The organism is Pseudomonas sp. P4_B3, assembly GCF_056402295.1.
Genome location: NZ_JBFUHR010000002.1, coordinates 31,436 through 52,445, shown reverse-complemented (window position 1 = coordinate 52,445; position 21,010 = coordinate 31,436). Strand labels below are relative to the sequence as shown.

Genomic DNA, 21,010 nt, shown 5'->3' with positions numbered 1-21,010 from the left:
GACAGAAACAAGATAAACCGGCTAAAACGGCTATCACTGTTCGTTAAATCTAAACAATCTGTCGGTGGAACCAGCAATGGACCGTTTCAACGCCATGCGCGTCTTTACCCGAATCGTCGAACTCGGTGGCTTTGCCAAGGCCGCCGACAGCCTGCAATTGCCCCGGGCCTCGGTGACCATCCTGATCAAGCAACTGGAGGCACATCTGGGGGTGCAACTGCTGCAACGCACCACGCGGCAGATCAGCCTGACGCTCGACGGTGCGGCCTATTACCCGCGTTGCGTGCGCTTGCTGGCGGATCTTGAAGAGACCGAAGCGGTGTTCAGCGCGGCGCGCCACAATCCAAAGGGCTTGTTGCGGGTGGACATGCCGGCGGGAGTGGGGCGCCTGGTGGTGATTCCGGCGCTGCCGCAATTCACGGCCCGCTATCCCTTGATCGAGCTGGAAATAGGTTTGAATGACCGGCCGGTGGACCTGATTCGCGAAGGTGTCGATTGTGTGTTGCGCGCAGGCTCGCCGCTGGACGATTCGCTGGTGGCACGGCCGCTGGTGATGATGGATCAGGTGACCTGTGCCAGTCCTGACTACCTGCAGCGGCACGGAACGCCCCATACCTTGAACGACCTGGACGGGCACCGGATGGTCGAGTACATCTCCGGCAACGCAAAACGCTATGGGCTGGAGTTTGTCGTGGATGGCCAGGTGCATTCGGTCGATCTGCCCAAGCAGGTGGCGGTCAACAGTGCCGATGGTTATCTGGCAGCGTGCGAGGCCGGATATGGGCTGGTGCAGACGCCGTACTATCACGTCGCCCGGCAACTGCAGGAGGGGCGATTGCGTGAAGTGCTTGGGGAAGTGCCGCCGCCGGGCATGCCGATGACGGCGCTTTATCCGCCGCACCGCCAGTTATCCCGGCGGGTACGTGTGTTTGTCGATTGGCTGGTTGAGCTGTGTGCCCAGCCCGGCAATGACTTCTATCGAAAGGATTCAGGAGGTTGAATAGCTGTTAACGATGTTGGTAGTAACCCGGTCCGCCATGGTCGTCGTGGTGATCGTGGTGCCAGCCCCCGTGGGGGAAAACAATGCAACCGCTCAAGCTCAGGATGGCCAGCAGAGGCATCAGCAATGTGATTCGACGCAACATGTGAAAGTCCTCATGGTTATTGCCGTTATGAAGCTAAAACTCTTCATCGGCTGTAACATGAGACCCCGCTTGTAGTTGTTTATCCCCGAAACAGGGTAGGCACTTGGTATGCGTATCGATACAAACCGGATACATTTTCAGATTCAGGAACCCGCAATGACTCAGTCGCAACGTTTGAAATACTCGATTCTGATCTCCCTGGTGGTGCTGGGGATCATGTTTGGCCTTTCCTGGTTGCAGAACACCGGCGTCATCAGCGAAAAAATGTTCCAGTACATCGCCATAGGCGTGGCGGTGGTCGTGGTGGTCGTCAATGGCGTGATGCGCCGCAAGGTCAAGCCCTGATCATTCAATCACTGGTTGCGCAGAATGGCAGCAGCCTGGGGATGCAGGCTGTAGCTTTTGTCGGGATTGAGGACAATCACGCCTTCGCTGCACAAGCGCTTGAGCACTTCACGCACGCTGAGAAACGACAAGGGAATGTCCAGGTCCAGCAATTGGCTGTGCACGCCGCGCACGCCAAGGCTGCGGTCGCTTTCGGCGGCCGTCAGCAGGGCATCGATGACTTTCAGACGGATCAGGCTGGTGCGCAGGCCAAAGCTTTTGAGCAGGATCCTGATCCGTTCGTTGCGGTGACGATCGGTACGCGGCTCGAATACGCTGACTCCCATGGAAGTACCCTTTGGCGCATTGCTACCGTCCATTGGCAGTTGCGAGTTGTACATTGCAAAACTCCTTTTCAGAGCCTGATCAGGAAAAAGTGGGCGCTCTTGCAAGACTAGACGCATGAGCAGCGCAAATCATGAAGGCTCAAATGTAGAAAATTTGTCGCCATCGTGTGATCAACCTGTCAGTCCACGCGCCGATGCGCGGTAAAATCCTAAATTTTGGTTCTTCACGCAATCCCGGGGAATTCCGATACCTGTAGGAGCTGGCTTGCCAGCGATGGCAACTGACGGCCGGCCATTTTCTTCCTGGTGTACATATTCATTGCTGCGGTAACGGCCACTTAGGGTTCCGCCCTTACGGCGGGTCACTTGGAAAAGCGGAACGCCGCCCGGCCCCAAGTAACCAAGGGCTCTTGCCCCTGACGTTCGGTGCCTCGCCCAGGCTCGGCATGCCCTCGCTCCGGTCCTGCTCCGTGGGCCCGCCGCGATCGGCCATCCATGCCGGGTTGCCCACTGCGCAGAACCTGCGCTCGGCCTCTCGAGGGGGCGTGCACCGCAACAGCACCGCGAGGCGAGCTAACGCTCGACCTCGTTGTTTGGTGGTGCACGCGTTCCCCTGTAGGAGCTGCCGAAGGCAGCCCCTACAGATATTTCGTTATATGTGTTCCCCGGGATTCCGTGAAGAACCTAAATTTTTGATGTGAGCTTCGTCCCTACAGGGAGGCACGGTGCGAGTGGGTATGCGCAGCTGTAGCCATCTTTTTTTCGATCAGGAGCGAGCGTGATTATTTCCAGCCAGTTAACCAGGTTGCGCCTGGCGGGTGTGACTCTGGGTTTGAGCCTGGGGCTGAGCCTTGGGGCGAGCGCGAGCGGTATGCCTGCGCAAGCGAGCGCGGACATCCGCCGCACCAGTTTCGGCGTGCCGCACATCCGCGCCGACAACGAACGCGGGCTCGGCTACGGCATCGGCTATGCCTACGCCCAGGACAATCTGTGCCTGCTGGCCAACGAGATCACCACGGTGAACGGCGAACGTTCGCGGTATTTCGGGCCGGATCAGTTCACCGTTGAGGAGCGTGAGAACCTGGTCAGCGATGTGTTTTTCACCTGGCTGAACACTCCGCAGGCGGTCGCCGGTTTCTGGCAGGCCCAGACCCCGCCAGTGCGTGAGCTGATTGAAGGCTATGTGGCGGGGTACAACCGCGCCTTGAGCGAACGTCGCGCCCAGGGTTTGCCGCCGCAGTGCCAGGGCGATTGGGTGCGCGACATCACGGCAATGGATCTGGTCAAGCTGACCCGGCGCCTGTTGGTCGAAGGCGGCGTCGGCCAGTTTGCCGAAGCCCTGGCCGGTGCCACGCCACCCAAAGCCGTGGCCCAGGCGGCAAACGCGCAGCCGGCGTTCCAGGTGGCCGCGACGCGGATGCAGCGCTTTGCCCTGGACCGGGGCAGCAACGCCGTCGCGGTCGGCAGCGAGCGTTCTTTTAACGGTCGCGGCATGTTGCTGGCCAATCCGCACTTTCCGTGGGTGGGCGGCATGCGTTTTTATCAGATGCACCTGACCATTCCCGGCAAGCTGGACGTGATGGGCGCGGCATTGCCCGGCCTGCCGGTGATCAACATCGGTTTCAATCAACATCTGGCCTGGACCCACACCGTGGATTCGTCCAAACACTTCACGCTGTACCGCCTGCAACTGGATCCCAAGGATTCGACCCGGTACCTGCTCGACGGCCAGTCCTTGCCGATGGACAGGCAGACCCTGACCGTCAACGTCAGGCAGGCGGACGGGCAGGTCCAGGCGATTTCCCGGGTGGTCTACAGCTCGAAGTTCGGTCCGGTGGTGCAATGGCCGGGAAAACTGGATTGGGATCATCAATACGCCTTCAGCCTGCGTGATGCCAATCTGGATAACGACCGCGTCCTGCAGCAGTGGCATGCGATGAACCGCGCCGAAAACCTCAAGGACTTCCAGGCCTCGGTGCACAAGATCCAGGGCATTCCGTGGGTCAACACGCTGGCGGCCGACGATCAGGGGCAGACGCTGTACATGAACCTCTCGGTGGTGCCCAACGTCAGTGTCGACAAGCTGGCGCAGTGCAGCGATCCGCGGATCGGCCTGCAGATGATCATCCTTGACGGTTCCAACAGCGCCTGTGCCTGGGACATCGACCCGCAGGCGCCACAACAGGGTATCTATGCGGCGGACAAGTTACCGCAATTGCTGCGCAAGGATTTTGTCCAACACTCCAACGATTCGGCCTGGATGGCCAACCCGGCGCAACCGCTGACCGGCTATTCGCCGCTGATCAGCCAGGATGGCCAGCCATTGAGTTTGCGATCACGTTTTGCCCTGGAGCGTTTGAGTACCTTGATCCAGGTCGGGGCGGCGGATTTACAACACATGGTCATGGACGATCAGGTTTATCAGGCGAATCAAGTGATGCCGGACCTGCTGCAATTCTGCGAGGCGGATCTCGGTGCCGATGCAAAAACGCTGACGCCACTGTGCGCCAGCCTCAAGGCATGGGACCGCAAGGCCAACCTCAACAGTGGTCTGGGCTTTGTGCATTTCCAGAATGTCATGGAGTCTTTGGAACAAGTGCCGGACGTATGGCGCGTGGCGTTCGATCCTCCGGACCCGCAACAGACTCCGCGTGGACTCGCGGTCGATCACCCGGACGTAGCGATGGCGCTACGGGCAGCGATGCTGGCTTCGGCTGAACAGGTCAAGGCGTCAGGTCTCAAGCCGGACAGCCGTTGGGGCGATATCCAGGTGGTCAGCAGCGGCGGGAAACAGACGCCAATCCACGGCGGACCGGGGACGCTGGGCGTCTATAACGCCATCCAGAGCGTGCCGCGCAGCGATGGCAAGCGCGAAGTGGTCAGCGGCACCAGTTACCTGCAAGTGGTGACCTTTGACGAAAACGGACCACAGGCCAAAGGGCTCCTCGCGTTCTCGCTGTCCAGTGACCCGGCCTCGAAGTTTTCACGGGACCAGACGCAGGCCTTTTCCAGGAAGCAATGGAGCGTGCTGCCCTTTACCGAGCAACAGATCCTGTCCGATCCGAACTATCAGGTGCAGACGATTCGTCAGCAGGATGCAAAGGTGACTGCGCAGTAAGGTCGTGGAGCATTGCATGAACGCTGAAGGCCGCACCCCGCAAGGGTGGCGGCCTTTTCAGCTTTTCGGGGATGTTTGCGGAATCGCGTTGACCACCAGATTGCCGTTCTGGTTACGGGTCAGGTAGACCGGCAGGACCCGCGGCAAGGACTTCACCAGGCCGTTGATCTCTCTGATGTTGTAGATGCCGCCGATATGGATCGAGCCGGTGCTGTTGTCAGCGACCATCAACGGTTTGTCCAGGTAGCGATTGATCAAGGGCAGTGCATCGCTCAGTGCCAGATCGTCGAGTACCAGTTTGCCCTGGCGCCAGGCCAGCGAACTGTCATTGTCATAGGTCTGGCTGACGCGGGGAATGAAGTCGCCGTGGCGATAACCGGCCTGCATCGCCGGGTCGAGGCGCAAGCCGTCACCGGGCTGGCCGGCGTTGCTGCTGACCAGTACCGAGCCTTCGATCAGATTGACCTTGACCTGGTCTTCATACATCCAGACGTTGAATTGGGTGCCGGTCACGCGAATCCGGCCTTCGGCGGCCTTGACCACAAACGGGTGACGGGTGTCATGGCTGACATTGAAAAAGGCTTCGCCTTTTTTCAGCGTGACTTGCCGTTGATCCTTGTAGTTGCTGTAGGTCAGCTCGCTGCCCAGGTTCAGTTCCACTTGGCTGCCGTCCTTCAAGGTGACCGTGCGAACATTGTCGGTCGCTTCGAAATGCTGGTACGCGTTCGGTACCCAGCCCAGGTGCCAGCCGCCATAACCGGCCAAAGGCAGTGCCAGTGCGCATATCGCCGCGGCAATACCCAGGCGCCGCCACGGGTTTTCCGGTTGAGTGCGAACCAGAGGCACGACGGGCTCGGGACGCGGCAGGTCGCCAGCGACATCCCAGATCTCCAGCATCGCTTCGTACTCGAAGGCGTGGAGCGGATGCGCATCACGCCATTGCTCGAACGCCTGGCGCTCTTGCTCGGTGCAGTCATTGGCGTGCAAACGCATACACCAATGCGCAGCGGCATCGGTGATGGCGTCGTATTCGGCTTCCGAGAGCGTGTGGTCGGTCATTGGCTCATCCTGATTTCGTGCATTCTAACCTTGGGGGGAAGTCTGCGAGAACATCAGTCATGGCATTTAACCATCAATGCGTAGTTTTTTTTCAACGCCTCGCCTCTGGAACACTTGCTGCTTGGGTAGCAGTATCCATAGGACGGGTGAATAAAAGATCAAAATAATTCCCGCTGTGGAGCGCAGACCCGGAGATCTGCGCGTTATTACGTCGGGATCAGGTATCAGTGGTCGAAGTGACCGGCACCGGGTCCAGTTGTCGACCCATTTGGCAGATCAGAAAGGCGATCGAGTCGGCATTGTGCAAAATGACGTCGGTTCGGATCTTCGAATCCTGCCCGTTCAAAAAAGCTTCCCGTGCCTTCTCCATGGTCTTGCTGCCCGTCAGCCGCAGAATGGCCTTGCCGACGTGATAAGAATCCGGAATCGAATCCAGGCTGATCCACGTTTGCAGCCCACTGTTCCAGCGTGCGAACAATTCTTCCTTGGGTGTTTCCATCGACAAGGCTACTCGCTGGAAGTCCATCTGAGACTGTTTCATGTCTGCGCCATAGGCGGTGATCGATGCCACCAGATCGCTGAACGGTCGCCTGGCCTCAAGGTATGCAATGTCCACGGCCCCGGAAAACAAATGAGCGAACTCGTGTATCAGCGTCGCGGCCTGGCTGTGGCCGTCGACGTCGAAGGGTTGTGTCAAACAGGATTTGTACCAGTCGAGTTGTTGATCGAAGAATCTTTCCGTGAAATGCACATTGCGCTGTTGATCCTTGTCCAGGACAAACGCGACGAGGCTGTCCTTCGGGTTCCGGCTTGAACCCACGATAAAACGTTGCGAGTTCATCCAGTCTTCATCGGGATCGACCAGCGCGTTGCAGACGGGAACGATGGCCTGTTTGATTTTGTCGATCAGTGCGTTGTCGACCTGGCCAACATCAAAGAACTGTTTGAGGAAGGTATCAAGCCGTGTGCCCGGGACGAGTTTGCGCAGTTGCACCAGGTTGTGCAGGCTGTTGAACGCGTAATAGCGAGCCACGTCGATGGCCTGCACGATCATGCGGGCTTTTTCGGGATGTTTCGCGCGGATTTCCTCCATCCCCCGGGCCTCGATGTTCAGCACCTGCCTGGCAACATAGGCGTTGGCAAACTGATTGTGCATTTTCGAGAGGGCTTTGCCGAAATGGACGGTGTGGGTGTCCGGGTCGGTCACCAGTTGCTTGTCAGGCGTCGTCAGTAACACGGGGCCTTCTTCTTCGCCTTTGACCATTCGCCAAACCGCTCCGGTCTTGTTCACGCCGTACACCTTGCCGGCAATGGCGGCGAAGGTTTTCCGGCTGGCCGCTTCGAGATAGGTGCCGTCAGTGCGGTTTTTCGTCAGGTTCTTCAGTTCGACGGTGGTTTCGAACGGTTGCAGTCGTGTACGCAACGGTGCTGTCGAACGGACCTGCGACCAGGCTTGCGCAATCACGGGGGTGGCAATCGGTTGAGCGATGGCTTCACCGGTTGCCTGGGCGCTGTCGGCCCATCCTTCAAGCGATAACCGGCCCAACGTCACGATCTGCACCGCACCGGCAATAAAATCCAGCAATGCAGTTTTCCAGTGATGGTCCTGCAGCGCTTCGGCCGAGTTTCGCGCGTCCTTGTAGGCATTCCACAGAAACTGCAGATACGCGAGTTTGCCCGGTAACAGCCCCGAAAAGAGATTGATTCCGGAGCTGAACAGGTGTTTGGCAGCCTCCCAGTCCGACTGGCCTGAAACATGCGACTGGCTGCCGAGCAATCGTGTCAGCAGTTGGGTGTTGTCATGGAAAAAACGGGTGAGTACGTTGCCGCCGATGGGGTTGGACGCAAGCGTCATTTCGCTCAACTGGCCAATGGTGGATTCGAACAGGTTGCGAAACACTGTCTGCTCACTGTCTGGCAGGCGACGTATCAACATTTCCTGCAAGAGTCCCGGCGTGTTGAACGCCGAGACAACGCTGGCCTCATTTTCAAACTCTACAAACGGCGAGCCTCCGGGATGGTAGGGGGCATAGAGAATTTGTGGGCCTGTGTTGCCACCGCCAGGGCCGATCAGGTAAAGGCCCAGCGCTTTGACGGCGGCGGCGCCGGTTGTCTTGATCAGTTCCAGTGGCCGGACAATCGCATGTGCTCCCTGAACAATAGCCCGGGCGATGGCGTCCGGCATGTCCAGTACCTGGCGAAGCAAATCGAAAGCACTACCGGACAGCCGTTGCCGCAGCTTGAGTTCGTGGGCGTGTTGCAGTAGTTGCCAGGGCAGTTGTTTGACGAAACGCAGCATTCGGTTTTCGACGTCAGCTGCTTGATTCGACAAGTTGTCGGTGACCTGTCTGGCGTAGTTTTGCGCGATGTTCAATGACAGCAACAATTGACGGACAGCCGCCTGGTCCAACCCAGCGGGCAGGGCTTGAAGGGTTGCCGAGCTGACTTTGAACCCGGTGCCCTGTGCGATGTTGACATGGTTCAGGGCGAACTCAGTGAGGCCCCTTGCGGGGCCGACCAGGGCCAGGTGGGGGGTGATTTCGATGTTGTCGGGGTCCAGCGTTTTTTTAGGGAAGCGGCTGCCGAGCAATGACGTCAACGTCTCATGCACATACGACCTGAGGGGTTTGATCCCGTGCAAATAGTCTTTGTCCTCATCAACGCTGTTGCGGTATTGCTCCAGCAATTCAAGGTGCTGACGCTGGTCTTCCAGCGGAGCCATTCCAAGCCAGGCGGGCAGGGACTGCTGCCGGCTGATCGCACGGGCAATCGAGGTGGCTCTTTGCAGGTTGGCGTTGAAGGCCGTTGTGCTCAGGGATTTCAGGGCTTTATTCTGCTTCGTTTCGCTCAGATCGAAGGTGCCTACGTGTTCGCAGCGAGCCAGAAAGTGCTCGATTGACGATTGCGCGACCCGCTCCAATACAGATCCTTCAATCAGCCGCAGCGGTCCCAGTGAGTAGCGTTGGTGAAAGACGCGCTGGGTGGGGGTGAGGTTGTCCAGCAGCGCCAGGCGTTGTCGTGGGTCGAGCAGGCGGCGGTTCAGTTCCAGCCGTGCACGACTGATGGTGTCAAAGACTTCCAGGCCCTCGGCGGGTGTCCACAGGATCGTCCGGCCGGAATGCGAGGCGTCGAGCCCGCCACGCTCGGTCAAGAGCAAACAATGGGCCAGGGGCAGGACATCGCGCTGAGCGGAGCACTCCAGCGTCAATGAATAGGCATCAGGCCGGAAGCCCTTGAGTGACAGACGGCTCTGCCGGTCTGCCTGATCCGGGTTGAATACCGTTTCGACAATGGCCCGGTCCGCATCCCGCAGTGTCGCGCAGAGCCTGCGCAGACTGGCCTCGCCCCGGATGCCGACGGAAAGCGCATGGGCCAGGCGGGTTTTCATGTTTTCGAGATAAACCCGTTGCAAGGCCCGCGAAGCGACCGGTTGCGCCGAAAAATCTGCGTTGATCAGTGTTTCGATGTCGCTGAAGGTCTTGGCGAAAGCTGCCGCGGTATCCGCCAGCACCGCGGAAGGATGCTGATCGCCGGTTAACACGGGCCGTGTGCTCCAGCGTCCGTCGGTCTCCAGTGTCAGCAGCCGCTCGCTGATCATCGAGCGGATATCCAGCGCCTTGTCGAACAGGGCGTGGATGTTCACGGTACCGTCACTGTGACGGAACACCTGCAGGGCATATTCCATGTTCTGCAGTTGCTTGCTGACGATCGCGTCGAAGAGCTTGTGGAAGATCGCGCCGGAAATCACTTCCCCGGTCACATTCGGCCGGTCAAAACCGATGAAGCGCTGGCGTTCGTCCAGGCTCAGCAGGCCATAGAGCTCGTCCTCGTGCCCGGCCGCGCTGAACTTGCTCAGCACCGTATCGCGCAAGTCCTGATAGTCCTTGAGCACCTGCAGGCCTCGGGTGGGTGTGTAGAGAAACGCATCGCTGGCGCTGACCATCAGTGAGCCGGCCAACTCAACATAGTTGGCCCGGTGCTCCCACAGACACACGGTTTCGACCGTCATTGATTGGTTCGCCCGGCTGGCCGTCGAGATCAACGCATGCAAATCCTGGCTTTGCTCCGGGGTGATGATCCCGGCTTCGCGCTTGAGCAGCAGTTGCACTTGTGCCTGATCGGCGATGGCCCGGCCGAAGAATGCGCGACGCGATGCGCCATCGACACTCGCCGCAGCCCAGAAACCTTCGAGCTGCCTGACCAGCAGGCTGACGAGTTTGCGCGAGATCGTAGTGACGGCGGCTTCCCAGATTGGCTGGTCGGCTTTTGCCGAGGTTTTTTTCGGATGGGAAAATTCATGGGACTGTCCGGACGGCCAACGCTGATGACGATAGTGCAGGAGTATCGCGTCACTCAGGGACAGGGAGTTGACCCAGCGTCGCGTCAGATGGCTTTCTCCAGCGCTTTCTTGCGTTGTCGCCAGGTAGAAATTCACCTGGGTCTGACGCTGGTCCAGACCGGGAAAAGCTGTAGCCAGCTGTTCACTGAGCAATGCTTCGAGCAGCGACGTCAGGGACGGCAGCGCTTTGAGCTCATCGAGCAGGGCCTGGTCATTGATCTGCTGACGGCTGGAGAGGGTGTTGCGCTGGTCCTCGAACACGTCGCCTTCGATGGTTTGAAAGTCCAGCTCGATGGTCACGGCGTCCACTACCGTCCTGCGTTGAGACAGCGCCATGAAGGCCAGCAGATTATCGTCTTCGTCGGCCACTTTGAGTTGTTTCACCAGATGTTCGGTCATGGCCGAACGGTCAGTGAACTTCTGTATCCCGGCGTACGGGGTGTAGAGAATCACGCCGTTGTCATCGGGTGTCGCGGTCAGCAAAAAACTGCCGGCCAGCGCCAAATGTTCCAGTCCCGGTATTTTCAGCAGGATTTTTTTCGCCAGCATGGGCGGCGTCTGCTCATCGCGCAGGGCCTGGCTGGCCAGTTCGATATGGCTGAACCATTCGAAGTCCTTTTGCGTCAGCCCGTGGGTTTTGCCAAGTTCTCTCCAGAGGCCGGGCGACGACAGTGCCTCGGGGAAAAACAGCGGAGTTAAAGATGCAGGCATCGTCGAGTCTCGTTCAAGGTGCCATTCAAGGGCGCCTGTGGATTGAGTTTCGAGACTAAAAGCCGGCGGGATGATGCAGGCGGTAAATAGATAACGCACGGGCCGTGGGCATTCGTGACACGCATATACCTAATTGACCCTGAGCGAAAGGTTGACAGGTCGCTCGCCGCGCGTTGTTAATCGGCGGGTCTTTGTACGCTGTTGTTCCCTCCAATAATTAGTCTGGAGCTTCAGATGTCTGCGCCACACGATCACACGTCTACTGCGATCTCGTCACACCTGTCATTCGAAGCGCTGAGCGCTTTGCTGGAGAAGATTTTTCTGCGTCACGGCACGTCGGCCGACGTTGCCCGGGTGCTTGCGCAAAACTGCGCCGGTGCCGAGCGCGACGGCGCGCACAGTCACGGGGTATTCCGGATTCCGGGTTATGTTTCGACGCTGCAAAGCGGCTGGGTCAATGGCCAGGCCGTTCCGGTGGTCGAAGATGTGGCTTCAGGGTTTGTGCGGGTCGATGCCGCTAACGGTTTTGCGCAACCGGCCCTGGCGGCTGCACGTGGACTACTGGTGCAAAAGGCCCGAAGTGCCGGTATTGCGGTGCTGGCAATCCGTAACTCGCACCATTTCGCTGCCTTGTGGCCGGATGTCGAGCCCTTCGCCGATGAAGGCCTCGTGGCCTTGAGCGTGGTCAACAGCATGACCTGCGTGGTGCCCCACGGCGCCGACCGGCCGCTGTTCGGCACCAACCCGATTGCCTTCGCTGCGCCGCGGGCCGATGGCGCACCGATTGTCTTCGACCTGGCCACCAGTGCCATTGCCCATGGCGATGTGCAAATTGCCGCACGCGAGGGCGAACGCTTGCCGGCAGGGATGGGCGTGGACAGCCTCAGCCAGCCGACCACAGACCCGAAAGCGATTCTTGAGGGCGGTGCGTTGCTGCCTTTTGGCGGGCACAAGGGCTCGGCATTGTCGATGATGGTCGAGTTGCTCGCGGCGGCACTGACCGGCGGCAATTTTTCCTTCGAATTCGACTGGAAGAACCATCCCGGCGCCAAGACGCCCTGGACTGGCCAATTGCTTATCGTGATCGACCCGGGCAAAGCGGTGGGGCAAAGCTTTGCCGAGCGCAGCCAGGAACTGGTGCGGCAAATGCACGGCGTCGGTTTGAAGCGTTTGCCCGGTGACCGGCGTCACCATCAACGCGCCAAATCACAGGTCAATGGCATTGAGCTGGATGCGCAGACGCTGGCGAACTTGCGGGAGCTGGCAGGGGAGTGATCCGAGGTAATGGCAAATAATGTCTAATTAACGCAACCCCTGTGGGAGCAAGCCCGCTCCCACAGGGTTCAGTGTTTGCCCGTGCTTAGCGACGGCCCAGCAACAACCCCACCACCAGTCCAAACCCGGCAGAAATCGCCACGGTTTGCCATGGATGCCCGCCGATATAGGTTTCAGTGGCCTCGACCGCGGGCAGGGTCCGGTCGCGTACGCTGCTTACCGAATCCCTGGCCTGCTGGAGTTTCAGGGCGATTTGTCCGCGAAGGGTCTCCGCTTCTTCCCCGACCAGCGAGGCGCTGCTTTTCAGCAGCTTTTCCGACTCTTCGATCAGCGATTGAAGCTCGCTGAACGCTTGATCCTTGATTTGATCTTCGGCGGCTTGCGCGGCGGTTTTGCGGGCCATTGAAGTACTCCTTGCAGGTAAGTGGATAGTGAACAATGGAGTCAGTCGCCGTCGGAAAAGTTGCAGCTATTTTGCCCGGAGAGGCCATCTTGCTGAAAAACCGGCGCAGGACATTTCGTCCTACAGTGTAAGATGTCGCCTATTTTACGCAGCAGGAAACTCCCATGAGCTTCAATCTGGCCGACAAACCCCTCGCCGAGCGCGCTGCGCTTGAAGACGAGAAATCCCGTCTGTTCGAACTCTGGCAAAACAACCTGGGCAAAGCCAAGGGCGAGGCCGCACGGTTGTTTGGCGAACGGGCCAAACGCAAAGGCAAATGGGCCGAATGGGTACGCGCCGAACTGGACGGCATGTCGCCTCCGGAATTCGCCAACATGGTGCGCAGTGAAGTCAATCGCTTGATGGCGGCCAAGTAGGAGCTGCCGAAGGCTGCGATCTGTTGATCTTGAGCTTGATCTTGTTGCGCAGCAGTCGCCGAAAAGAAAACATCAAAAGATCGCAGTCTGCCGCAGCTCCTACGAGAAACCGGCGACAATAGCCTCGCGCACTTTCAACACCACCGGGTCGAGCTGGGTACTGGTGCGCCAGCCCAGCTCGATCGGGTAACGCGGCAACGCCAAAGGGCAGGGCAGCAACGCCAGTCCGCTGAGCGTTGCGATGCTTTGGGCGGCATGGGCCGGAATGGTCGCCACGGCCTGGCTGCCTTTGAGCAAATGCGGCAACGCGGCAAAGTGCGTGGTCGAGGCGCACACCCGTCGACTGAGCCCCAGCGCCGCCAATCCTTCATCGGTAATCCCGATAAAACCGCCGGACGACACCAGAATGTGTTCGCGGGCCACAAACTCCTCAAGGCTAATGCTCTGCTGATTCTCGACCAGGCTCGACGGGTCCACCAGGCACAGATAGCCACCTTCCCCCAGCACCTGACGGCTGAGCAGCCGCTCGGCAAACCCGCCCGCGGTAATCGCCAGGTCAATGCTGCGCTCCATCAACGCCTGGGCGACGATCTGGCTGTGGGTCTGACGGAAAATCAGGCGCAATTTCGGCGCGCACCGGGCGATTTCCTCGATCAGCCGCCGGCCGTAGGCAATCTCGAAATCATCTGACATTCCCACGGTGACCGAGCGACCTTCGTACTGTTGTGCGGCCGGATCGACCATCGCCAGGCTCTGCCGGCATTTGTTCAGGGCATCGCTGACCACCGGTTTGAGCTGATTGGCCTTGAGCGAGGGAGCCAGGCCGCGTCCGGTGCGCACGAACAGTTGATCGGCATACACCTCGCGCAACCGACGCAAGGCTGCGCTGACTGCCGATTGCGTCACGCCCAGGCGCAAGGCGGCACGGCTGGCGCTGGACTCCTCGTGCAGCGCTTCGAAGACTTTGAGCAGGTTGAGGTCGACGTCGGTGATATTCATTTGGCTCATATCATTCAGCAGTGAATCGGTCTTTATTGATGATCATGTGAGGCCGGAGAATGAGCAACCCCTGATGCGAATGGAGTTTGCGAGATGCCCAAATCAATCGTTGCAGCCCTGCAAATCGGCGCCATGCCCGGTGGCAAGGCCGACACCCTGGAACAGATCCTGTCCTATGAAAACGCGATCATCGAATCCGGTGCCGGGTTGGTGGTGATGCCCGAAGCGCTGCTGGGTGGTTATCCCAAAGGCGAGGGCTTTGGCACGCAATTGGGCTATCGCCTGCCGGAAGGTCGCGAAGCCTTTTCCCGCTATTTTGCCAATGCCATCGACGTACCCGGCGCGGAAACCGAGGCGCTGGCGGCGCTGTCCGCGCGCACCGGGGCCAATCTGGTGATCGGCGTGATCGAGCGTGCGGGCAGCACGTTGTACTGCACCGCGCTGTACCTCGATCCGCAGGCCGGGCTGGTGGCCAAACACCGCAAACTGATGCCCACCGGCACCGAACGGCTGATCTGGGGCAAGGGCGATGGCTCGACCTTGCCGGTGATCGACAGCCAGGTCGGGCGCGTCGGTGCGCTGGTGTGCTGGGAAAACATGATGCCGCTGCTGCGCACGGCGATGTACGCCAAGGGCGTGGAGGTGTGGGGCGCGCCGACCGTGGACGAACGGGAGATGTGGCAGGTCAGCATGCGCCACATTGCCCATGAGGGACGCTGTTTCGTGGTCAGTGCCTGTCAGGTCCAGGCATCGCCGCAGGCCCTGGGCCTGGACATCGCCAACTGGCCGGCGGATCGGCCGTTGATCGCCGGCGGCAGCGTGATCGTCGGTCCCATGGGCGACATTCTCGCCGGACCGTTGCGTGATAGCGCCGGTCTGCTCACTGCACAAATCGACACCGACGACCTGGTACGCGCCCGTTATGACTTTGACGTGGTTGGCCACTACGCCCGACCGGATGTGTTCGAACTGACCGTGGACGAGCGCGCCAAACCCGGAGTGCGCTTCATCGCTTGATGCCCTGCGGGCTTTGGCCAAAGCAGTCAGACAACTTGATAGCTTTGACCATTGCCCGCCACCCCGCGCAGAGCGAGTATTTCCCTGTTGATTACGGTTCCCCCCAACCTAATAAAAACACAGAGGGATTCTGGCAATGCGCGATTACTTGTCTGCTACTTCTCAGTTCAATTATCAGCACACCGTCGATGCCGCACTCGCAGGTGATCTGGCGGCCCTCAACGCCTGTGTCGAATGCTGTGACCGGCACGCCTTGCCGGGTCGCATCGCGCTGTTCTGGGAAGGACGCGACGGCACCGGTGCGACGTACACCTTCACCGACTTGCAGGACAAGGCCGCGCGTTTCGCCAACTACCTGCTGGCCCAGGGCGTGAAGAAAGGCGACAAGGTCGCCGGCCTGTTGCCACGCAATATCGAATTGTTGATCACCGTGTTCGCCGCCTGGCGCATCGGCGCGGTGTATCAACCGCTGTTTACCGCGTTCGGCCCCAAGGCCATCGAACACCGCCTGGGCTGCTCTGGCGCCAAGGTAGTGGTGACCGATGCGGTGAACCGGCCAAAACTCGCCGAAGTCGCCGATTGCCCGACCATCGTTACCGTCACCGGCGCCAAAGGGCAGGGCCTGGTGCGTGGCGATTTCAGTTTCTGGGCCGAACTGGCCAATTATTCCGCCGACTGTGAACCGGTGCTGCTGACCGGCGAAGATCCGTTCCTGCTGATGTTCACCTCCGGCACCACCGGCCCGTCGAAAGCGCTGTCGGTGCCCCTCAAAGCCATCGTTGCGTTCCAGAGCTACACCCGCGATGCGGTGGATCTGCGCCCGGAAGACGCGTTCTGGAACGTCGCCGATCCGGGTTGGGCCTACGGCATTTATTTCGGTGTCACAGGGCCGATGTCCATGGGTCATCCGATTACTTTTTACGATGGCCCGTTCACCCTCGAAAGCACCTGCCGGGTGATCAACAAATACGGGATTACCAACCTCACCGGTTCGCCGACGGCCTACCGTTTGCTGATTGCCGGCGGCGAAGAATTCGCCAGATCGATCAAGGGCAAGCTGCGTATCGTCAGCAGCGCCGGCGAGCCGCTGAACCCGGAAGTGATCCGCTGGTTCGCCGACAACCTCGGCGTGGTCATCCACGACCATTACGGCCAGACCGAACTGGGCATGGTGCTGTGCAACCACCACGGCCTGGAACATCCGATTCACATGGGCGCCGCCGGATTTGCCTCGCCGGGCCACCGTATCGTAGTGCTGGATGACGAATACCAGGAACTCGGCGTTGGCCAGCCGGGCATCCTCGCCATCGACCGCAGCCAATCGCCGATGTGCTGGTTCGCCGGCTACGAAGGCGCGCCGACCAAGGCTTTCGTCGGCGACTACTACCTGAGTGGCGATACCGTGGAGTGGAACCCGGACGGCAGCATCAGCTTCGTCGGTCGCAGCGATGACGTGATCACCACCTCCGGCTACCGGGTCGGTCCGTTCGACGTGGAAAGTGCACTGATCGAACACCCGGCCGTGGTCGAGGCCGCCGTGGTCGGCAAGCCCGATCCGGAGCGCACCGAACTGGTCAAGGCGTTTGTCGTGCTCAGCCCGCAATACCGCGCCGCCCCCGAGCTGGCTGAAGAGCTGCGCCAGCACGTGCGCAAGCGTCTGGCGGCGCACTCGTACCCCCGTGAAATCGAATTTGTCAGCGAGTTGCCAAAAACCCCAAGCGGCAAATTGCAGCGCTTTATCTTGCGCAACCAGGAAATCGCCAAGGCTCAAGAGGCCGCGGCGAAGAACCTTCCAGCTTGAATCCAGGGAAACAATGATGCAGATCGAGAACAAGATTTTTATCGTCACCGGTGGCGCTTCCGGCCTCGGTGCAGCGACGGCCGAGGTGCTGGTCGCCGCTGGCGCGAAAGTGATGCTGGTGGACATGAACGCCGAGGCCGTTGCAGCCCAGGCCCAGCGCCTTGGCGCGCACAGCGTGGTGGCGGACATCAGCGACGAAGCGGCGGCCGAAGCTGCGGTGCGGGCGACGGTCAAGGCCTTTGGCGGCCTTAATGGCCTGGTCAATTGCGCCGGCATCGTGCGTGGCGAGAAGATTCTCGGCAAGAACGGTCCACACGCACTGGCCAGTTTCAGCCAGGTGATCAACGTCAACCTGATCGGCAGCTTCAACATGCTGCGCCTGGCGGCAGCGGCGATTGCCGAGACCGAAGCGGATGCCGACGGCGAGCGCGGCGTGATCATCAACACCGCGTCTGCTGCGGCCTATGACGGTCAGATCGGTCAGGCGGCTTACTCGGCGTCCAAGGGCGCGATTGTCAGTCTGACCTTGCCGGCGGCCCGTGAGCTGGCGCGTTTTGGCATCCGTGTCATGACGATCGCCCCCGGCATCTTCGAGACACCGATGATGGCCGGCATGACCCAGGAAGTCCGCGATTCCCTGGCCGCTGGCGTGCCGTTCCCGCCACGCCTGGGCAAACCGGGCGAGTATGCCGGGCTGGTCAAGCATATTATTGAAAACAGCATGCTCAACGGCGAGGTGATCCGTCTCGACGGTGCCTTGCGCATGGCCGCCAAGTAAGGAGGATTTGTCATGACTATTTCCAACGATCCGATTGTAATCGTCAGCGCCGTCCGTACCCCGATGGGCGGTTTCCAGGGCGAACTGAAAAGCCTGACCGCGCCGCAACTCGGCGCGGCGGCCATCAAGGCAGCGGTGGAACGCGCTGGCGTTGCCAGCGATTCCGTCGACGAAGTGTTGTTCGGCTGCGTGCTGCCGGCAGGCCTTGGCCAGGCCCCTGCGCGTCAGGCGGCGCTGGGCGCGGGGCTGGATAAATCGACCCGCTGCACCACCCTGAACAAGATGTGCGGTTCCGGCATGGAAGCGGCGATTCTGGCCCATGACATGCTGGTGGCGGGCAGTGCCGACGTCGTGGTCGCCGGTGGCATGGAAAGCATGTCCAACGCGCCTTACCTGCTGGACCGTGCCCGTGCCGGCTACCGCATGGGCCATGGCCGGGTGCAGGACTCGATGTTCCTGGACGGCCTCGAAGACGCCTACGACAAGGGCCGCCTGATGGGCACCTTCGCCGAAGACTGCGCCGAAACCAACAGCTTCAGCCGCGAAGCCCAGGACGCCTTTGCCATCGCCTCGACCACCCGCGCGCAACAGGCGATCAAGGACGGCAGCTTCAAGGCCGAAATCGTCCCGCTGACCGTGACGGTGGGCAAAGAGCAGGTTGTGATCAGCAATGACGAGCAGCCGCCAAAAGCCAGGCTGGACAAGATCGCTTCGTTGAAACCGGCGTTCCGCGAAGGCGGCACGGTGACCGCGGCCAACTCCAGTTCGATCTCCGACGGTGCCGCCGCATTGGTGCTGATGCGCCAGTCGCAGGCACAGAAACAAGGGCTGAAACCGTTGGCGGTGATTCATGGTCACGCGGCGTTTGCCGACACCCCGGGTCTGTTTCCAGTGGCGCCAATCGGTGCGATCAAGAAATTGATGAAAAAAACCGGCTGGTCGCTCAATGACGTCGATCTGGTGGAAGTCAACGAAGCCTTCGCCGTGGTTGGCATGGCCGCGATGACTCATCTGGAAATCCCCCACGAGAAACTCAACGTGCACGGGGGTGCTTGCGCCCTGGGCCACCCGATCGGGGCTTCCGGTGCGCGGATTCTCGTGACCTTGCTTTCGGCCCTGCGCCAGAAAGGCTTGAAGCGTGGCGTTGCAGCGATTTGTATCGGCGGCGGTGAAGCGACGGCCATGGCCGTGGAATGCCTCTATTAAGGCCAGCGCCCCCCTGTAGGAGCGAGCTTGCTCGCGAAGGGCCTGAGAGCGCCGCATTCATCCAGGCAGCCCTCGTCATCGTTGACGTCCTTCGCGAGCAAGCTCGCTCCTACAGGGGGGCAATTAACTTCAAGGATTCACCATGATCCCCAATGACGACCAACAACAAATCCGCGACATGGCCAGGGACTTTGCCCAGGAACGGCTGAAACCATTCGCCGCCGAGTGGGACCGCGAGCATCGCTTTCCCAAGGAAGCCATCGGCGAGATGGCCGGGCTGGGCTTCTTCGGCATGCTGGTGCCGGAGCAGTGGGGCGGATGCGACACCGGTTACCTGGCCTACGCCATGGCCCTGGAAGAAATTGCCGCCGGCGATGGCGCCTGTTCGACGATCATGAGCGTGCACAACTCCGTGGGTTGTGTGCCGATCCTCAACTACGGCACGGATGAGCAGAAAGAGCGCTTCCTCAAACCACTGGCCAGCGGTGCGATGCTCGGTGCTTTTGCCTTGACCGAACCCCAGGCCGGTTCCGACGCCAGCGGCCTGAAAACCCGTGCGCGCCTGGAAGGCGATCATTACGTGCTCAACGGTTGCAAGCAATTCATCACCTCCGGGCAAAATGCCGGTGTGGTGATCGTGTTTGCGGTGACCGATCCGAGTGCCGGCAAACGCGGCATCAGCGCGTTTATCGTGCCGACCGATTCGCCGGGCTACACCGTTGCGCGGGTCGAGGACAAGCTCGGTCAGCATGCGTCCGACACCTGCCAGATTCTCTTCGAGAACGTGAAGGTGCCGGTGGCCAACCGTTTGGGCGAAGAGGGCGAAGGCTACAGGATTGCCCTGGCCAACCTTGAAGGCGGTCGCGTCGGCATCGCTTCGCAATCGGTGGGCATGGCCCGCGCCGCGTTCGAAGCGGCTCGCGACTACGCCCGTGAGCGCCAGAGTTTCGGCAAGCCGATCATCGAACACCAGGCCGTGGCCTTCCGCCTGGCGGACATGGCGACCCAGATCGCCGTGGCGCGGCAAATGGTGCACTACGCCGCGGCCCTGCGTGACAGTGGCAAACCGGCTTTGGTCGAGGCTTCGATGGCCAAGTTGTTCGCCTCGGAAATGGCCGAGAAGGTATGCTCCTCGGCGCTGCAAACCCTCGGCGGTTATGGTTACCTCAACGACTTCCCGCTGGAACGGATCTACCGCGACGTGCGGGTCTGCCAGATCTACGAAGGCACCAGCGATATTCAGCGCATGGTCATTTCGCGCAATCTATAAGAAGGAGTCCCCTGTGAGCTATGAAACGATTTTGCTGGAAACCCACGGCCGCGTTGGCCTGATCACTCTCAACCGTCCACAAGCGTTGAACGCGTTGAATGCGCAGATCGTCAGCGAACTGAATCAGGCTCTCGATGGCTTCGAGGCTGACTCGAACATCGGCTGCATCGTCCTGACCGGTTCGAAAAAAGCCTTCGCCGCCGGTGCTGATATCAAGGAAATGGCCGAGCTGACCTATCCGCAGATTTACATCGACGACCTGTTCAGCGACAGCGACCGTGTGGCCAACCGCCGCAAGCCGATCATTGCGGCGGTCAATGGTTTTGCTTTGGGCGGTGGCTGCGAACTGGCGTTGATGTGCGACTTCATCCTGGCCGGCGACAACGCCAGATTCGGTCAGCCGGAAATCAACCTCGGCGTGCTGCCGGGGATGGGTGGCACCCAGCGCCTGACCCGCGCCGTGGGCAAGGCCAAGGCCATGGAGATGTGCCTGAGCGGGCGCCTGATCGATGCCGTGGAAGCGGAGCGTTGCGGCATCGTGGCGCGGATCGTGCCGAGCGATGAGTTGCTGGATGAAGCGCTGAAAGTCGCGGCGTTGATCGCCAAAAAGTCGTTGCCGATTGCGATGATGGTCAAGGAAAGCGTCAACCGTGCCTTTGAAGTGAGCCTGGCCGAAGGCGTTCGCTTTGAGCGTCGGGTGTTCCATGCGGCGTTTGCCACGCAGGATCAGAAGGAAGGGATGGCGGCGTTCATTGCCAAGCGGGAAGCCGAGTTCCAAGGCAAGTAAATTAGCGGTCTGACT

17 protein-coding genes are annotated in these 21,010 nt (G+C 60.2%); 11 read left to right on the top strand and 6 right to left on the bottom strand.

Features of this window, described 5'->3' with window-relative positions:
• The first annotated feature begins 76 nt into the window (after positions 1–76).
• Complete coding sequence (locus AC1DWG_RS02235) at positions 77–1,000, top strand: LysR family transcriptional regulator (RefSeq protein WP_477762009.1); 924 nt, start codon at positions 77–79, stop codon at positions 998–1,000.
• A 7-nt stretch (positions 1,001–1,007) separates the two neighbouring features.
• Here the strand turns inward: AC1DWG_RS02235 and AC1DWG_RS02230 are convergent, their stop codons facing one another.
• A complete protein-coding gene (locus AC1DWG_RS02230; RefSeq protein WP_477762008.1) occupies positions 1,008–1,145 on the bottom strand; it encodes a hypothetical protein in 138 nt (45 codons plus the stop codon).
• A 156-nt stretch (positions 1,146–1,301) separates the two neighbouring features.
• Between AC1DWG_RS02230 and AC1DWG_RS02225 the strand changes: the two genes are divergently transcribed.
• Positions 1,302–1,490: a hypothetical protein gene (locus AC1DWG_RS02225; protein ID WP_477760646.1), complete on the top strand. Its 189-nt coding sequence runs from the start codon at positions 1,302–1,304 to the stop codon at positions 1,488–1,490.
• 8 nt (positions 1,491–1,498) lie between these two features.
• On the opposite strand, the gene AC1DWG_RS02220 is transcribed toward AC1DWG_RS02225, so the two are convergent.
• Entirely contained in the window at positions 1,499–1,870 is a 372-nt protein-coding gene (locus tag AC1DWG_RS02220) for a fe2+ zn2+ uptake regulation protein (protein ID WP_477762007.1), read from the bottom strand.
• 724 nt (positions 1,871–2,594) lie between these two features.
• Here AC1DWG_RS02220 and pvdQ point away from each other — a divergent pair.
• Positions 2,595–4,934 carry a bifunctional acylase PvdQ gene (gene pvdQ / locus AC1DWG_RS02215; RefSeq protein ID WP_477787173.1) on the top strand — a complete coding sequence of 780 codons (2,340 nt, stop codon included), beginning with the start codon at positions 2,595–2,597 and terminating at the stop codon, positions 4,932–4,934.
• Between the two features lie 57 nt (positions 4,935–4,991).
• Here pvdQ and AC1DWG_RS02210 read toward each other — a convergent pair whose 3' ends face one another.
• Both AC1DWG_RS02210 and AC1DWG_RS02205 read right to left on the bottom strand, forming a co-directional pair.
• The gene (locus AC1DWG_RS02210) at positions 4,992–5,993 is read right to left on the bottom strand and encodes a FecR family protein (RefSeq protein WP_477762005.1); all 1,002 of its coding nucleotides are present in this window, start codon (positions 5,991–5,993) and stop codon (positions 4,992–4,994) included.
• Between the two features lie 217 nt (positions 5,994–6,210).
• Positions 6,211–11,043, bottom strand: coding sequence for a dermonecrotic toxin domain-containing protein (locus AC1DWG_RS02205; RefSeq protein WP_477787172.1), 4,833 nt, complete (start codon positions 11,041–11,043; stop codon positions 6,211–6,213).
• A gap of 234 nt (positions 11,044–11,277) precedes the next feature.
• On the opposite strand from AC1DWG_RS02205, the gene AC1DWG_RS02200 reads away from it, so the two are divergent.
• The gene (locus AC1DWG_RS02200; RefSeq protein WP_477787171.1) at positions 11,278–12,318 is read left to right on the top strand and encodes an Ldh family oxidoreductase; all 1,041 of its coding nucleotides are present in this window, start codon (positions 11,278–11,280) and stop codon (positions 12,316–12,318) included.
• 85 nt (positions 12,319–12,403) lie between these two features.
• Here the strand turns inward: AC1DWG_RS02200 and AC1DWG_RS02195 are convergent, their stop codons facing one another.
• A complete protein-coding gene (locus AC1DWG_RS02195) occupies positions 12,404–12,721 on the bottom strand; it encodes an ElaB/YgaM/YqjD family protein (protein ID WP_477754239.1) in 318 nt (105 codons plus the stop codon).
• A 164-nt stretch (positions 12,722–12,885) separates the two neighbouring features.
• Between AC1DWG_RS02195 and AC1DWG_RS02190 the strand changes: the two genes are divergently transcribed.
• Complete coding sequence (locus tag AC1DWG_RS02190; RefSeq protein WP_007983592.1) at positions 12,886–13,137, top strand: hypothetical protein; 252 nt, start codon at positions 12,886–12,888, stop codon at positions 13,135–13,137.
• Positions 13,138–13,236: 99 nt separating this feature from the next.
• Here the strand turns inward: AC1DWG_RS02190 and AC1DWG_RS02185 are convergent, their stop codons facing one another.
• On the bottom strand, positions 13,237–14,145 hold the full coding sequence (locus AC1DWG_RS02185) for a LysR family transcriptional regulator (RefSeq protein WP_477787170.1): 909 nt from the start codon (positions 14,143–14,145) through the stop codon (positions 13,237–13,239).
• A gap of 84 nt (positions 14,146–14,229) precedes the next feature.
• Here AC1DWG_RS02185 and AC1DWG_RS02180 point away from each other — a divergent pair, with 84 nt between their 5' ends.
• From AC1DWG_RS02180 to AC1DWG_RS02155, 6 genes are all read left to right on the top strand, one after another.
• Positions 14,230–15,153, top strand: a complete 924-nt coding sequence (locus AC1DWG_RS02180) for a carbon-nitrogen hydrolase family protein (RefSeq protein WP_477787169.1) — start codon at positions 14,230–14,232, stop codon at positions 15,151–15,153.
• Between the two features lie 136 nt (positions 15,154–15,289).
• Positions 15,290–16,954: an AMP-binding protein gene (locus AC1DWG_RS02175; RefSeq protein WP_477762001.1), complete on the top strand. Its 1,665-nt coding sequence runs from the start codon at positions 15,290–15,292 to the stop codon at positions 16,952–16,954.
• Between the two features lie 16 nt (positions 16,955–16,970).
• Complete coding sequence (locus tag AC1DWG_RS02170; protein WP_477762000.1) at positions 16,971–17,732, top strand: SDR family NAD(P)-dependent oxidoreductase; 762 nt, start codon at positions 16,971–16,973, stop codon at positions 17,730–17,732.
• Between the two features lie 12 nt (positions 17,733–17,744).
• Positions 17,745–18,938 carry an acetyl-CoA C-acyltransferase gene (locus AC1DWG_RS02165; RefSeq protein ID WP_477754234.1) on the top strand — a complete coding sequence of 398 codons (1,194 nt, stop codon included), beginning with the start codon at positions 17,745–17,747 and terminating at the stop codon, positions 18,936–18,938.
• 142 nt (positions 18,939–19,080) lie between these two features.
• Complete coding sequence (locus tag AC1DWG_RS02160) at positions 19,081–20,208, top strand: acyl-CoA dehydrogenase (protein WP_477761999.1); 1,128 nt, start codon at positions 19,081–19,083, stop codon at positions 20,206–20,208.
• 13 nt (positions 20,209–20,221) lie between these two features.
• Positions 20,222–20,995, top strand: a complete 774-nt coding sequence (locus tag AC1DWG_RS02155) for an enoyl-CoA hydratase (RefSeq protein ID WP_057714717.1) — start codon at positions 20,222–20,224, stop codon at positions 20,993–20,995.
• The last annotated feature ends 15 nt before the right edge of the window (positions 20,996–21,010 follow it).

Bases quoted from the DNA above. Each gene is read 5' to 3' on its own strand.
- AC1DWG_RS02190 (WP_007983592.1), top strand. From the start codon at position 12,886: ATGAGCTTCAATCTGGCCGACAAACCCCTCGCCGAGCGCGCTGCGCTT.
- AC1DWG_RS02205 (WP_477787172.1), bottom strand. From the start codon at position 11,043: ATGCCTGCATCTTTAACTCCGCTGTTTTTCCCCGAGGCACTGTCGTCG.
- AC1DWG_RS02180 (WP_477787169.1), top strand. From the start codon at position 14,230: ATGCCCAAATCAATCGTTGCAGCCCTGCAAATCGGCGCCATGCCCGGT.
- AC1DWG_RS02195 (WP_477754239.1), bottom strand. From the start codon at position 12,721: ATGGCCCGCAAAACCGCCGCGCAAGCCGCCGAAGATCAAATCAAGGAT.
- AC1DWG_RS02225 (WP_477760646.1), top strand. From the start codon at position 1,302: ATGACTCAGTCGCAACGTTTGAAATACTCGATTCTGATCTCCCTGGTG.
- AC1DWG_RS02165 (WP_477754234.1), top strand. From the start codon at position 17,745: ATGACTATTTCCAACGATCCGATTGTAATCGTCAGCGCCGTCCGTACC.
- AC1DWG_RS02230 (WP_477762008.1), bottom strand. From the start codon at position 1,145: ATGTTGCGTCGAATCACATTGCTGATGCCTCTGCTGGCCATCCTGAGC.
- AC1DWG_RS02200 (WP_477787171.1), top strand. From the start codon at position 11,278: ATGTCTGCGCCACACGATCACACGTCTACTGCGATCTCGTCACACCTG.
- AC1DWG_RS02210 (WP_477762005.1), bottom strand. From the start codon at position 5,993: ATGACCGACCACACGCTCTCGGAAGCCGAATACGACGCCATCACCGAT.
- AC1DWG_RS02220 (WP_477762007.1), bottom strand. From the start codon at position 1,870: ATGTACAACTCGCAACTGCCAATGGACGGTAGCAATGCGCCAAAGGGT.
- AC1DWG_RS02160 (WP_477761999.1), top strand. From the start codon at position 19,081: ATGATCCCCAATGACGACCAACAACAAATCCGCGACATGGCCAGGGAC.
- AC1DWG_RS02175 (WP_477762001.1), top strand. From the start codon at position 15,290: ATGCGCGATTACTTGTCTGCTACTTCTCAGTTCAATTATCAGCACACC.
- AC1DWG_RS02185 (WP_477787170.1), bottom strand. From the start codon at position 14,145: ATGAGCCAAATGAATATCACCGACGTCGACCTCAACCTGCTCAAAGTC.
- AC1DWG_RS02235 (WP_477762009.1), top strand. From the start codon at position 77: ATGGACCGTTTCAACGCCATGCGCGTCTTTACCCGAATCGTCGAACTC.
- AC1DWG_RS02170 (WP_477762000.1), top strand. From the start codon at position 16,971: ATGCAGATCGAGAACAAGATTTTTATCGTCACCGGTGGCGCTTCCGGC.